This window comes from Acinetobacter terrestris (assembly GCF_004331155.1).
GTDB classification, from domain to species: Bacteria; Pseudomonadota; Gammaproteobacteria; order Pseudomonadales; family Moraxellaceae; genus Acinetobacter; species Acinetobacter terrestris.
In genome coordinates, this window is sequence record NZ_SJNZ01000006.1 from 112,306 (window position 1) to 124,626 (window position 12,321).

Annotated in this window: 15 protein-coding genes and 1 rRNA gene; 10 read left to right on the forward strand and 6 right to left on the reverse strand. The window is 41.3% G+C overall.

The features are described 5' to 3' along the window. Nucleotides 1–10: 10 nt before the first annotated feature. Nucleotides 11–703, forward strand: a complete 693-nt coding sequence (gene radC, locus E0H81_RS05235) for a RadC family protein (protein ID WP_131317113.1) — start codon at nucleotides 11–13, stop codon at nucleotides 701–703. Nucleotides 704–775: 72 nt separating this feature from the next. After that, nucleotides 776–1,687 carry a bestrophin family protein gene (locus tag E0H81_RS05240; RefSeq protein WP_131268236.1) on the forward strand — a complete coding sequence of 304 codons (912 nt, stop codon included), beginning with the start codon at nucleotides 776–778 and terminating at the stop codon, nucleotides 1,685–1,687. A 104-nt stretch (nucleotides 1,688–1,791) separates the two neighbouring features. Here the strand turns inward: E0H81_RS05240 and E0H81_RS05245 are convergent, their stop codons facing one another. Then, nucleotides 1,792–2,646: a PHP domain-containing protein gene (locus E0H81_RS05245; protein WP_131317140.1), complete on the reverse strand. Its 855-nt coding sequence runs from the start codon at nucleotides 2,644–2,646 to the stop codon at nucleotides 1,792–1,794. A gap of 45 nt (nucleotides 2,647–2,691) precedes the next feature. On the opposite strand from E0H81_RS05245, the gene E0H81_RS05250 reads away from it, so the two are divergent. Genes E0H81_RS05250 through mnmC form a run of 4 tightly spaced genes read left to right on the forward strand, consistent with a single transcriptional unit; the run spans nucleotide 2,692 to nucleotide 6,110 of the window. Further along, nucleotides 2,692–3,306 (forward strand): septation protein IspZ, encoded by a 615-nt coding sequence (locus tag E0H81_RS05250; RefSeq protein ID WP_131268240.1) that lies wholly within the window; start codon nucleotides 2,692–2,694, stop codon nucleotides 3,304–3,306. Between the two features lie 26 nt (nucleotides 3,307–3,332). Beyond that, on the forward strand, nucleotides 3,333–3,635 hold the full coding sequence (locus E0H81_RS05255) for a YciI family protein (protein ID WP_131268242.1): 303 nt from the start codon (nucleotides 3,333–3,335) through the stop codon (nucleotides 3,633–3,635). Nucleotides 3,636–3,639: 4 nt separating this feature from the next. Then, nucleotides 3,640–4,155 (forward strand): SH3 domain-containing protein, encoded by a 516-nt coding sequence (locus E0H81_RS05260; protein WP_131317115.1) that lies wholly within the window; start codon nucleotides 3,640–3,642, stop codon nucleotides 4,153–4,155. A gap of 35 nt (nucleotides 4,156–4,190) precedes the next feature. Then, nucleotides 4,191–6,110, forward strand: coding sequence for a bifunctional tRNA (5-methylaminomethyl-2-thiouridine)(34)-methyltransferase MnmC2/FAD-dependent 5-carboxymethylaminomethyl-2-thiouridine(34) oxidoreductase MnmC1 (gene mnmC, locus E0H81_RS05265; RefSeq protein ID WP_131317117.1), 1,920 nt, complete (start codon nucleotides 4,191–4,193; stop codon nucleotides 6,108–6,110). A gap of 93 nt (nucleotides 6,111–6,203) precedes the next feature. Here the strand turns inward: mnmC and E0H81_RS05270 are convergent, their stop codons facing one another. Further along, on the reverse strand, nucleotides 6,204–6,518 hold the full coding sequence (locus tag E0H81_RS05270) for a rhodanese-like domain-containing protein (protein ID WP_131317119.1): 315 nt from the start codon (nucleotides 6,516–6,518) through the stop codon (nucleotides 6,204–6,206). A 91-nt stretch (nucleotides 6,519–6,609) separates the two neighbouring features. Between E0H81_RS05270 and E0H81_RS05275 the strand changes: the two genes are divergently transcribed. Then, a complete protein-coding gene (locus tag E0H81_RS05275) occupies nucleotides 6,610–7,098 on the forward strand; it encodes a YajQ family cyclic di-GMP-binding protein (RefSeq protein ID WP_067723050.1) in 489 nt (162 codons plus the stop codon). 32 nt (nucleotides 7,099–7,130) lie between these two features. Next, complete coding sequence (locus E0H81_RS05280) at nucleotides 7,131–7,631, forward strand: DUF4442 domain-containing protein (RefSeq protein WP_131317121.1); 501 nt, start codon at nucleotides 7,131–7,133, stop codon at nucleotides 7,629–7,631. Nucleotides 7,632–7,797: 166 nt separating this feature from the next. On the opposite strand, the gene E0H81_RS05285 is transcribed toward E0H81_RS05280, so the two are convergent. Genes E0H81_RS05285 through E0H81_RS05295 form a run of 3 tightly spaced genes read right to left on the reverse strand, consistent with a single transcriptional unit; the run spans nucleotide 7,798 to nucleotide 9,556 of the window. Beyond that, nucleotides 7,798–8,241 carry an acyl-CoA thioesterase gene (locus E0H81_RS05285; protein ID WP_214645931.1) on the reverse strand — a complete coding sequence of 148 codons (444 nt, stop codon included), beginning with the start codon at nucleotides 8,239–8,241 and terminating at the stop codon, nucleotides 7,798–7,800. After that, entirely contained in the window at nucleotides 8,222–8,659 is a 438-nt protein-coding gene (gene trxC, locus E0H81_RS05290) for a thioredoxin TrxC (RefSeq protein WP_131317128.1), read from the reverse strand. The genes E0H81_RS05285 and trxC overlap by 20 nt, the downstream gene beginning before the upstream one ends. After that, nucleotides 8,660–9,556: an alpha/beta hydrolase gene (locus tag E0H81_RS05295; protein ID WP_131317130.1), complete on the reverse strand. Its 897-nt coding sequence runs from the start codon at nucleotides 9,554–9,556 to the stop codon at nucleotides 8,660–8,662. 124 nt (nucleotides 9,557–9,680) lie between these two features. On the opposite strand from E0H81_RS05295, the gene E0H81_RS05300 reads away from it, so the two are divergent. Beyond that, nucleotides 9,681–10,016: a protein tyrosine phosphatase family protein gene (locus E0H81_RS05300; protein ID WP_131317132.1), complete on the forward strand. Its 336-nt coding sequence runs from the start codon at nucleotides 9,681–9,683 to the stop codon at nucleotides 10,014–10,016. Nucleotides 10,017–10,616: 600 nt separating this feature from the next. Further along, nucleotides 10,617–11,987 carry a dihydrolipoyl dehydrogenase gene (locus E0H81_RS05305; RefSeq protein ID WP_131317142.1) on the forward strand — a complete coding sequence of 457 codons (1,371 nt, stop codon included), beginning with the start codon at nucleotides 10,617–10,619 and terminating at the stop codon, nucleotides 11,985–11,987. A 163-nt stretch (nucleotides 11,988–12,150) separates the two neighbouring features. Here the strand turns inward: E0H81_RS05305 and rrf are convergent. Beyond that, nucleotides 12,151–12,265 (reverse strand): 5S ribosomal RNA (rrf, locus tag E0H81_RS05310). Between the last annotated feature and the right edge of the window lie 56 nt (nucleotides 12,266–12,321).

Genomic DNA, 12,321 nt, shown 5'->3' on the forward strand with positions numbered 1-12,321 from the left:
TCTAACAACAATGAATTCATCGATTAAACATTGGCCAGAACAAGAACGTCCACGCGAAAGACTGATTCAGCAGGGTGCATCCAGTTTGTCAGATGCCGAACTGCTGGCGATCTTTTTACGTTCCGGTTCCAGACAACATTCAGCGGTTGAACTGTCACGTATATTGCTGCAGCATTTTGGTGGATTAAATCCTATTTTTGATGCCAGACTTCAGGATTTAAACCAGTTTCATGGTATTGGCGCAAGCAAATATGCCCAGCTGATGGCAGTCAAGGAACTGGGGCGGCGCTATAGCGCGCAATATTTAAAACAGGAAAAAGTTGAATTGAGCAACTCAAAAGCTTTATTGGATTTTTTGAAATTTGAACTGCTGGGTGAAACCCAAGAAGTTTTTGCCGTGCTTTGCCTGGATGTCCATTTAAGAAAAATAAGCTTTAAAAAAATGTTCTATGGTTCCTTAAATTCGTGTGAAATTTCGATTAATCAATTGCTGCGCCACGCCATTCATCAACATGCCAGTAGCATCGTGATTGCCCATAACCATCCTTTTGGTATGCCACTGCCTTCCAATGCAGATATTCAGCTAACCCAGCGTATTTTAACGGCCTGTGATTTACTAGAAATCCACCTGACTGACCATTGCATTATTTCCCCAGAAGGGAGCTGTTCATTTGCTGAACATGGGCTGATTCAGCCTCAATAATAAATGTAACAAATATTGACAACAGTGCTGCTAACACTGAAGATCAATAAAAATTTTGATGATACTAATAACATGATTGTTCGTGATCAACCTAGTGTATTCAAGCTGCTATTTTCTTGGCGTGGAACCATTCTGCCCAAGGTTTTGCCGCCTTTAGGGGTCGTCATGTTGATCTCCGCATTGATTGGCGGACTCTCTTATATTGGGTATTTTCATTTTCCAGAACTTCCCCTGGTTGGCTTTACTTTAATTGGTGTCGTTTTATCCATTTTTCTGGGATTTAAAAATACGGCGTGTTATGACCGCTGGTGGGAAGCGCGTAAACTTTGGGGCATGCTGATTGCCAATGCCCGACATTTTGACCGCGACTGCCGTATGCTCAGTCATGGCCGCCGTGAACGTGTGATCCAGCACGTCATTGTCTTTGCCAATGTCCTGCGTGACCGTTTACGTCATCAAACGGCGAACCCCCTGGCATTGGTTGAAACCAGCGGCATGAGCCAGCAGGCTGTAACCCAACTTTACCAGCAGGCCAATGCACCGCAATACACCTTGAGTTTGATTCAGTGGGAATTGATGCAAGCCCTGAAAGACGGTGAAATTTCCGATATTATTTATATGCAGATGAACCAGCATGTCGCTGAACTGAGTCTGGTTCAAACCGGTTGCGACCGTATTGCGACCACCCCTTTGCCGTTTGCCTATTCGGTTCTGCTCAATCGCACCGTGTATTTCTTCTGTTTCATGCTGCCTTTTAGTTTGGGTTCGACCCTAGGCTTGGCGACACCGTTAATGGTCGGTATTTTGGCTTATACCTTTTTGGGCTTAGATGCCTTAAGTTCAGAAATTGAAGAACCGTTTGGTACGCAGAGTAATGACTTACCGCTCGATGCCATGGTTCGTACCATCGAAATTGAATTGTTGGGAACACTCGGTAAACCGACTCCTCCACCTATTCAGGCGCAGGATAATAATCTTTTATAATCCCCTCCCTCCTATAGAATCCTTCCTTGCGCAGCAGTACTGCTGCCTTTAAAAGAGAGAAATTCCCTCTCCTTTCAGGAGAGGGTTAGGGAGAGGTTAAAATATTAAACAACAAAACTCTCCCAGATCCCGACTTGCCCTTCTTTAAGGCGTGGAATATTGCCCAATCGAATCCACGGCATATGGTCGCCATGAAAATCGCTGCCCACAGAAACCTTTAAATTAAATTCCTCAATCATGCGATCCACCATCTGACGTGTAGAGGCGGGTTCAATTGCAGGGGGAAGTTCTACGGCATCTCCACCAAATTTGGCGAATATCTCAATGAGGTAACGAATATTGGTGGCGGATAAATCATATTTGGTTGGGTGTGCCAGCACAGCATAGCCTTGGCTTGCATGAATCACCTTGATGGTTTCTTCTAAACCCAAGCCATCAAATTTCACGTAGGCTTTTTTGCCTTCTTTAATATATTTATCAAAAGCCTGTTGCGGGCGGTTCACAATCTTTTTTTCGACTAAGGTTTTGGCAATATGCGTTCGGGTAATACGGTCTGCAATACCATCCACTTTGGCAATCACATCTGCATAAATATCCTGACCTATTAAAGGAATGAGCAAATCACAAATCTGTTTTGCGCGAATGGCGCGAATCTGTTTTTGTTGTTCCAGTAAAATCTGCAAAGGCTCTGGATTTTGCATATTTAAGGCAACAATATGTACCCCGTAACTTTTTTGAGTTGCCGGCCGTGACCATTGACTAGAAATTTCCACACCCGAAATAATGTTCAATGGTAAATCTAATGCAACTTTTTCAGCTAATTTTAAGCCATCCATAGTATCGTGGTCAGTCAGCGCAAGGGTATGAATACCTTTTTCAACGGCTGCATGCACAAGTTGTTCTGGAGACAAAGTTCCATCAGAAATATTACTGTGTGTATGTAAATCTACGCCTTGCATCACTTATACTACGTCATTTATTTGATCAGATTTAGATACTCTAACATGAAAGCACTTTTAGACTTTGTGCCACTCATTATTTTCTTTTATTTATATAAAACCGTTGATCCCAAAGATACTGAGCATCCGCTGCTTCAATTGATTGGTTCTGCAGGCGGTATAGATAACAATAATATTTTGGTTGCAACCACTGGCCTGATTATTTCCATGCTGGTGGTATATGGGGCTTTGTTTGTTATACAAAAATTCCGTTTAGACAAACAACAATGGATTGTGTTGTTTATGACGGTAATTTTTGGTGGCGTCACTTTAATGCTCAGCGATGATTTTTATATTCGTTTGAAAGCTGTCCTTTTAAATATTATCTTCGCAGGGGCATTCTTACTTTCGCCTTATGTGATGAAAGACAAGAAACCGCTGATTCAACGTCTCTTTGGTCCAATTTTCAATTTAACCCTCAAAGGCTGGAAAAATTTAAACTTTGCCTGGGCGGGAATGTTCATATTCATGTCCTGCTTGCATATTTTCTTCGCCTTTTTATTTTTAGGTGGAAAATATTGGGGTGAATTCACTGCATTTGGTGACATGATCGTGATGTTTTCCTTTATCATTATTCAGTTTATTGTCTTGCGCAAATATTTTAAGTCGCCTGAAGAATAATTTAGGTCAACCGATCGAGAAAGAATATGCCTTTATTCGTCGTAAGCTGTACAGATAACGAAGGTACAGTAGAAAAACGTCTTGCTACACGCCCACAACATCTTGAACGTCTGCAAAAATTAAATGATGAAGGTCGCTTAATTGTTGCAGGCGCCATGCCTAAAGATCCGAGCAATCCACAAGCGGGGTTCTATGGCAGTACCATTATTGTTGACTTTGAATCGCGTGAAGCGCTTGATGCATGGCTACAAGAAGAGCCTTTCTTAAAAGAAGGCGTATACGGTCATATTGATGTGAAACCTTTTAATAAAGCTTTCCCTCAAGGATAAAATCATGCGCGTTGTTGTTTCAAGCTTATTGGGTTTATCTCTGATCTGTTCCACTGCATGGGCGGTAGAAACCGCTCCTGTTGCTGCGGCACCTGCTGCTCAAGCAACGACTGCAACACCACCGCCACAGCCCCAAAAGCCACAAACCTTGCCTGCAAATAAACCCGGCACTGTTCCTGCTGCCGGGGGCGTTGATGCCAACGGTCTGCCACAAGAAGCAAAACCTTTAACCGCAGAACAACTTGCGAAAAATAAAGCCTTGCAAGAGGCCAAAGTTAAAGCTTTAGTTAAGGATCAGGCTACCCGCTTACAACAACTGGAAAAAGCCAATTTAGATGCCTTATCGCAAAACCAGGAGCTGCAATTGAAAAATGACAGCCTGGGTGTGCAAGTGCAGGTTTTACAAAGCGAACGTAGTGCGCAGATGTTTTTATACGGCGCTGCGACCATTGCTGTCGGTGTCTTGCTCGGTTTCTTGATTGCAAGTTATGTCTATACCAAACGTCGACGTCAGTGGTAAAACATCTCTCTTTTGCTTTAAAGGTTGCTTAGGTTTTGTCGAGTGCAATTCAAACTGCTGATCTTGATTGGCAATGTGTGGATGGAATTGATATTCCTGTCTCCAAACAGTTTGGGGACATCTATTTTTCCAGAGACAATGGTTTACTTGAAACCCGACATGTCTTTTTAAATGGCAACAATCTTGCAACACGTTTGGCCAAGCTGCAAGATTTTGAATACTTTTGTGTTGGTGAAACCGGCTTTGGTACCGCGTTAAACGCTTTGGCATTATGGCAAATGTGGCAACAGCTTCGTCCGAATAACCAAAGTCATCTGCACTTGATCAGTGTAGAAAAATTTCCACTTGCGAAAGCCGACTTCATCCGTGCACTCAAGGTCTGGCCAGAACTGCAGCCTTTAGCCGAGCAGCTGATCGAGCAATATCCCCTGCCTATTGCCGGCTGTCACCGGCTGAACTTTCCTGAAGATCGTTTCTCCATCGATTTATGGCTGGGTGATGCCAATGATGTTTTGCCGGTCATTACCAAAACCAAAGCGGTAGATGCATGGTTTTTAGATGGTTTTTCACCTTCTTGCAATCCTGATCTTTGGCAAGACAATGTTTTAAGCCATATTGTCCGACTGTCCGACTATGCAACGACCTTTGCCTCTTTTAGTGTTGCAGGTGTTTTAAAACGTGGTTTAAACGCGCACGGAATAACGGTTTCTCTGCCACCCGGCTTTAAGCATAAACGTCAAATGCTTACAGCAATCTGGAATCCTCCGGAAGTGGAAGATCAAGAAAGCTTTCAGTCAAAAACCGTAGAGACAGATCCATCCAGATTAGAAAATTCAGCTTCAGCATTTAAACAACGTAAAATTGCGATTATTGGCGCAGGAATAGCCGGCTTAAGTTGCGCCCATGCATTTGCTGGTCGTGGTCATCAAATCACGATTTACGATCAATCAGCCCCTCTTGCGGGAGCCTCTGGCAATCCACTGGCATTACTCAATCCCAGATTAGGTCGTATTGAGCAAAGTGCTGAGCATCTGGTCACTTTGGCATGGCAATATGCGATTGCGCATTATCAAAAATTCAAAGCTTTTCGCCCGATTCAGGTCAATCAACTGGCGCTTAAGCAGGAGGATGATTTACTTGAACTTGCAGAGCAATATCCGCACGGGGTATTTGCAGAAAAAGTAAATCAAAGTGAGCTTGAAACCGAATTTCCGAGCCTGAAATTATTACAAGCGGGTACGGTTTCACCGCATCAATTATGCGATCAAATTTTAGCGCATCCTGCCATTCACTTTCAGCAAGCGGAAGTTGTTGAATTAAAGACCGCATCGAACATTCAAGTGATCGACAGCAAGCAGCAATGTTTGGGTGAATTTGATCATGTGATTGTTTGTGCGGCACTGAACAGTAAAAACTTTGCGCAACAATTTCCAAAACTTAAACCAAATCGTGGTCAAGTCAGTTGGTTGAATAATGCAGATCAGCCCTTACAACCTGAACAGGCGTATAGTTACGGCGGTTATTGCATGCAACTGGATCAACAGCATCTGATTTTAGGCGCTTCATTTCATCCAGATCGGGATGATGATGAAGTCTTAACTGAAGATCATATACATAACTATGCGCTGCTCCACAGTGTCTTTCCAGATTATGCGCAATCTTTGTCGCCTGTAGAAAGCTGGCAAGGCCGTGCATCGGTGCGGACACAAAGCCCGGACTATTTCCCATTGCTTGGAAAAGTTCAGCTCGATGCTGAAATCTATACCTTCACCGCTTTAGGCTCGAAAGGCTTTTTATTTGCACCGCTGTGTAGTGAAGTTTTGGCTGCTCAAGTTTTAGGGGAAGCCTGCCCACTGACTTCATATTGGGTAAATAAACTTAATCCGCGACGCTTTATTAAAAAAGTAAAACCGAAAAAGCCTTACTATCAAAAACCAAGCCCAAGCTCAGACTAAAAAATGAGAAAAATAAAAATCCCCCTTTACATAAAGAGGGATTGAGTGGATTCATTTCTAGCCATTAAAAAAGCACCTGACGGTGCTTTTTTCTTAAGCGCCCTGTTCTAAAGGGAATCCTGCATCGCGCGCAGCACGAGTGCCACCCATCAATACAACATACTCACGTGAGCCGTCTAAGGTTTCTAACTTTTCAGCAGCACGCGGTGCTTTACTTCCACCACCACATAAAATGTAAATGGGCTGATCCGACTCCACCTGAGTTAAGCTTTCTGCACTCAAGTCATCTATGGGCTGATTTACAGCACCTTTTACATGACCTTCAGCAAAGGCTTTTGTATCACGAACATCCCAGATTACTGCATTTTCTGGGAACTCAAATGTTGTAATTTCTTGTTTACGGATCATTGTGCACTCCTTTGATGTAAACAACACTTGGCAAATGAAGAAAACATCCCTAGCATCTCAGATATTCTTTCCCTTTGTAAAGGTCTAAACCATGCCTTCTTTCGATATTGTCTCTGAATTAGAAATTTTTGAAGTAAATCATGCCGTTCAAAACACGCAAAAAGAAATTGCGACACGTTTTGACTTCCGTGGCCAAGACGTTTCTATTGAATTGAGCGAAAAAAATAAAGAAATCAAGATTACCACAGAAAGTGATTTCCAATGCGAACAGGTGTACAGCATGCTGGAAAATCATTTCTTTAAACGTAAAGTGGATATTCAAGCCCTTGATCCACAAAAAATGACCGCTTCAGGTAAAAATGTCATTCAAGTGATTAAACTTAAAGATGGTCTTGACTCTGATACTGCAAAAAAAATTAATAAAGCCATTAAAGAAAGCGGCATTAAAGCGCAATCTTCTATTCAAGGCGACAAGATTCGTGTAACTGACAAAAAGCGCGATACTTTGCAACAAATTATGGCGTTCTTAAAAGAACAACAATTTGGTGTGCCTTTGCAGTTTAATAACTTTAAAGACTAATGCATTGATGCAATAAAACCTCGAGGAACTTCATGACACCGACCAATCGCTTATCAAAACTGGTTAAAGCAACGTCTAAATTGCCCAAAGGTATTCGCAGTACGCTGTGGAGCAAAGCGTTTGGTCGAGTTGTGCCGATGGTGGGTAGTGCCAATATTCGCTATCTCGAAGTGAGCCACTCAAAAGTGGTGGTGAAAATCGAAAACCATCGTGCGATGCAAAACCATATTGGTCAGGTACATGCCTGCGCCATGGCGCTGATTGCTGAAACAGCCACCGGTTTTGTGACCGGTATGAATGTTCCTGATTCCTGTATTGTGCTCATCAAAAGTTTCAAAATCGATTTTAAACGTCCAAGCAAAGGTGCCATGATTGCCACTGCAACACTCACCGATGAGCAGCAAAAATTGATGCAAAGCACTGAAAAAGGTGAAACCTTAGTTTCGGTTCGTGTGACTGATGAATCGGGTGAAGAACCGATTCAATGCGAAATGCTGTGGGCTTGGGTGTCCAAGTCGCAACTAAACAATTAATACTAAACAAATAATTTCATTTTTAATTTTGGTTACTTAAAACTAAATCAAGTGACATTTTTTACTTCTGTAAAAATTGCTTAACTCAAGACAAATCGGAAGCTGTTTAAAAAAATTCAGCACATAAAAAAGCCCAAGCATTGTTGGGCTTTTTTATGTTTCATTATTACGCGGGTTTTGATGCTAAATATTTTTGTTTGACATCATCGGGAATTTGACGCTTTCCACCTTTCACATCCACGGCAACAAAGGTAAATACCCCTTCGGTCACACGAATCGGCTCACGTGAATCGTCATGGCTGTCCCATACTTCAATCTGCATTTGGATTGAGGTATTACCCACTTTTAAAATTTTGGTATAACAACTAATCACATCTCCGACTTTTACCGGAACCAGAAAAGTCATCTGATTAATCGAAATGGTGGCACAGCGTCCTTTACTAAAACGCTCTGCGTGAATTGCCCCGGCCAAGTCCATTTGTGAAACAATCCACCCACCAAAAACGTCACCACTCCAGTTGGTATCTGCCGGCATCGCAATGGTTTGAAGGGAAAGGGTTCCTTCAGGTTTTATATGAGTATCTGACACATTAGCTCCCAGTTTTGGCATTTAATTGTTGATCTAGCCACTGTTGCAGCTCTGTAGATCGTAAAGCACCGCTTATTCTAGCAATTTCGTTGGCTTTATTCATCAAAACTAAGGTGGGAATACTACGCACATTAAAAGCACCACTGAGTCGAGGTGATTGTTCAGTATTAATTTTCGCAAAAATCACTCTCGGATTTTGCTTGGCCACTTGTTCAAAATGAGGGGCCATCATCTTGCAAGGACCACACCAATCCGCCCATAAATCAATTAAAACAGGCAAGTCACTATGGGTGACGAAATTACTAAAATTGTGCTCATTCAATTCAATAGGAGCCAGAGGAATCAGCGCATGCTGACACTGACCACAGTTTGGATTTGCTTCTAATTTATCTTCCGGTACCCGGTTTCTAGCACCACACGCAGGACATACAATAATCATTTAGCTCACTCCAATATGTTGATGTAAAAATTCTAATTGGGTAGATATCGCTTTTTCAAACCATTGACCATGATAAATATCAAAATGTTGCATATCCCACTCATGGTACTGTACATAAGGTGCAATATTGGTTGCGGTTTCCCGACTCGACTCAAGTGGAATCAGGCTATCTTGTTTGGAAGCAATAAATAAAACAGGAACGCTAATTTTACGCACATCCTGAATAGGGCGGTAACGAATTAAATTAAAAAAGATTCGGGCCGGAATCTCACCACTCCAAAAATAATCTGGATTGACAATGGATAAATATCCGTCATAACTATCGGCTGTCGGCATAAAACATAAGCCCTTCCGGTCTACTACGGGCAAGGTTTTAGGGGACATGCCCATTTTTGCACCCATATAGTCCTGACTTGATATTTTTAATGCTTTCGGCAGTTGTTGTAAAGGGTAAAGCTTGGCACTTTCTGTTCCATCTACGAAAGGAATTTGGGCAATTACAGCGTGAACATTTTTTAATTCTGCAGCCAGATTTAAGACATATCCCCCGCTTAAAGAGGTGCCCCAAAGTACGATACGTCGCGTATCTACCGATTTTCGTTCTAAAATATGCGCAATCATGGTTCGCCAATCTTCTAATTGAGATTGAACCGACACCAGTTCACGTGGACGACCAGTGCTGCCACCCCAATAACGATAATCAAACAATACCACTGCATAACCTGCTTGAGCAAAACGCTTGGCATACTGAACCAGTTTAAATTGACGCAAGGCTGCCAGACCATGGGCCATAATAATCACAGCAGGCTTATTTTCAGTTTTAGGACGATAAAAATCTGCAGCAATAACCTCTTGCCCACTATTTACATACAGTGGTTCAACTGTATAGGAATGCATACGCGCTCCATTGCGTTATTTTATGGTTGTAATCGCTTATAAAAATTTCAACAGATTAAGCTCGAGTTTCAGCTTAATGCTATCATAAAGCATAAATCTATTTAACGAATTATGGAGTGACGAAATGAGCGAAAATGTCGGCTTTGCAGGTCAAATTACCCCAGAACAGGTAGCACAAGTTGTTGAGAAAGGTTTTAAATCAATTATTAACAACCGTCCGGATATGGAAGGTGGCCCAGATCAACCTACAAGTGCACAAATTGAAGAAGCTGCACGCAATGCAGGTTTGGATTATGTTTTTCAACCTGTTGTTGCGGGTCAAATTACTGAAATCGATGTCCGTAAATTTGCCAATCATTTCAATGAACTTCCTAAACCAGTATTGATGTTCTGCCGTACAGGCAACCGTTCAAATAATTTATATCAACTCGCAAAGCAAATGGATTTACTGGATGATTAAGCACGTTGTTTATCATGCTTTACTCAATTTAGTTTGACCTGTAACACACAGATCTATGCAGAAAATATGGATTGAACTCATCTTTTAAATGCTTAGCGAAGTGTTATAGGTCAAATGACCCAAATAGATTTAAGATATTGATTTATAAATTTTTTAAATCAAACATCGTGAATCGTTCCGATCAGAAACAAAGTAATCTGGTTTCAATTAATTGCTCGATATTGCCAAACAAGCTTAGGTTACTGTCATTTATCAATCAATTATTAGTGCTGAAGTTTCTACCACAGACATAATTGAATTTTCCAAATATTATAATTAGCTTCCAAAACCAATTTTAATGATATGGGGAAGTCGCACATGCTCTGCCCTATTATTTAATGAAGCGAACAAACTGGGATTACTCAATGAATAAAATAATTCTTCTACTGCTTATTTCATGTGTCGTGGCTGGATGTAGCTCGATGAATGTTCGACCTACGGTTGGAGTGAGTGTGGGAACTTCAATTTAATTTTTTAAAATGGCATTTTTACAAACTCTGTAGTGACATACATCCAATATGCTATGAATATAAAAGAATATTGAATAAAGTCAGAAAATTTATGTACGACATCATTATCATCGGTGCGGGTACTGCAGGAATATCAGCGTATAAAGAAGCGATAAAGCATACCCAAAACATTCTTATTATTAATAACGGTCCATGGGATACAACTTGTGCGCGTGTTGGATGTATGCCAAGTAAAGTTTTAATCTCCACAGCCAACAGAATGCACGATATTCAAAATGCCCAAGAAGTTGCGCTAAGGGTTTCAGCTAAAATAGATACTTCTCAAATAATGCAACACATAAGAGAGCTTCGTGATCACTTTACAACTGCGACATTAAAGGAAGTGAATAGTTGGGATGATCACCATAAAATTTCTGGGAAAGCTCATTTTATCGATCCAAAGACAGTTCAAGTTAATCAACAATATTACCAAGCCAAAAGTTTTATTATCGCTGTCGGATCTACTCCCACTATTAATAGCGAATGGAAAAATGAATTGGGGGATAAGCTCCTTAGCTCTGATCAAATCTTTGAATTAGAAACCTTACCAAAATCATTGGCCGTAATTGGCAGTGGAGTTATAGCCATTGAACTTGCACAGGCCATGCAACGTTTAGGTGTTGAAACTATTGTTTTTGCACGTAGTCGTAAAGTTGGCTCTCTTACCAGTCCAAAACTACAGAAGATTGCTCAAACGACCTTAAGTGAAGAATTAAATATCAAGTTTGAAACCCTCCCGGAGCAAGTCAAAAAATTTCGAAATAAAGTTAAAATCAATTACATAGAAAAAGGAACTCAGAGCAGTTTCACTGCAGATTATTTATTGGTCGCGACAGGACGTAACAGTTTTTTAGATAGTTTAAGTCTAGAAAATATCGATTCTAAATTTACTGATCTAAAAAAACTTCCTGTAGATATGCGCACTAAACAGCTGGCTGATTATCCAATCTTTATTATTGGTGATGCGCATAGCAACTCTCCCATTCAGCATGAAGCGGCTCACGAAGGACGAACTGTAATTCATAATTGCCTAAACTTTCCTAAACTTAAAAATATCAAAACTCTCACTCCACTGGGTATTGTTTTTAGCCAACCAGAAATGGCTATTGTGGGACAAAGTTTCAACCAACTTACTCAATCCAATGTCGAATTTGTTACAGGTGTGGTCTCATATACAACCCAAGGTCGGGCGATAGTTTTGGGTAAAAACCAAGGTGCGATTGAAGTTTATATTGATAAAATAACACGTAAATTTTTAGGAAGTGAAATTTTTGTTGAGTCTGCTGAACATATGGCACATCTATTATCCTGGATGATCGCTGAGGACTTAAGCTTGGATGAGATCCTAGAGAAACCTTTCTACCATCCCACCCTGGAAGAAGGCCTGAGAACGGCCTTTAAACACGCCCGGCGGCAGCTGTAATAAAAACCGGGATTCAGGCTGCTGCTGACCTTTTTGGCTGGTTTCGGGAATTGTCTTTTTAGCTTTTCCCTTCTGCTTTTCCTTCTATTTTCTTTTTTATTTATTCCCTGCATAAAAAAATCCCCCTCTGCTTTATAGCGGAGGGGGATTTTTAGGAATAATGAGCTGGCGATGACTTACTCTCACATGGGTAACCCCACACTACCATCAGCGCAAAGAGGTTTCACTTCTGAGTTCGGGAAGGGATCAGGTGGTTCACTCTTGCTATTGTCGCCAGCACAACTGTTTATGGATACTTGCTCGGGTCTTATCTTGCGGAACAGTGTTCCTCATG

Bases quoted from the DNA above. Each gene is read 5' to 3' on its own strand.
- E0H81_RS05280 (WP_131317121.1), top strand. From the start codon at position 7,131: ATGACACCGACCAATCGCTTATCAAAACTGGTTAAAGCAACGTCTAAA.
- E0H81_RS05240 (WP_131268236.1), top strand. From the start codon at position 776: ATGATTGTTCGTGATCAACCTAGTGTATTCAAGCTGCTATTTTCTTGG.
- E0H81_RS05285 (WP_214645931.1), bottom strand. From the start codon at position 8,241: ATGCCAAAACTGGGAGCTAATGTGTCAGATACTCATATAAAACCTGAA.
- E0H81_RS05295 (WP_131317130.1), bottom strand. From the start codon at position 9,556: ATGCATTCCTATACAGTTGAACCACTGTATGTAAATAGTGGGCAAGAG.
- E0H81_RS05245 (WP_131317140.1), bottom strand. From the start codon at position 2,646: ATGCAAGGCGTAGATTTACATACACACAGTAATATTTCTGATGGAACT.
- E0H81_RS05300 (WP_131317132.1), top strand. From the start codon at position 9,681: ATGAGCGAAAATGTCGGCTTTGCAGGTCAAATTACCCCAGAACAGGTA.
- E0H81_RS05260 (WP_131317115.1), top strand. From the start codon at position 3,640: ATGCGCGTTGTTGTTTCAAGCTTATTGGGTTTATCTCTGATCTGTTCC.
- radC (WP_131317113.1), top strand. From the start codon at position 11: ATGAATTCATCGATTAAACATTGGCCAGAACAAGAACGTCCACGCGAA.
- E0H81_RS05275 (WP_067723050.1), top strand. From the start codon at position 6,610: ATGCCTTCTTTCGATATTGTCTCTGAATTAGAAATTTTTGAAGTAAAT.
- E0H81_RS05250 (WP_131268240.1), top strand. From the start codon at position 2,692: ATGAAAGCACTTTTAGACTTTGTGCCACTCATTATTTTCTTTTATTTA.
- E0H81_RS05305 (WP_131317142.1), top strand. From the start codon at position 10,617: ATGTACGACATCATTATCATCGGTGCGGGTACTGCAGGAATATCAGCG.
- E0H81_RS05270 (WP_131317119.1), bottom strand. From the start codon at position 6,518: ATGATCCGTAAACAAGAAATTACAACATTTGAGTTCCCAGAAAATGCA.
- trxC (WP_131317128.1), bottom strand. From the start codon at position 8,659: ATGATTATTGTATGTCCTGCGTGTGGTGCTAGAAACCGGGTACCGGAA.
- E0H81_RS05255 (WP_131268242.1), top strand. From the start codon at position 3,333: ATGCCTTTATTCGTCGTAAGCTGTACAGATAACGAAGGTACAGTAGAA.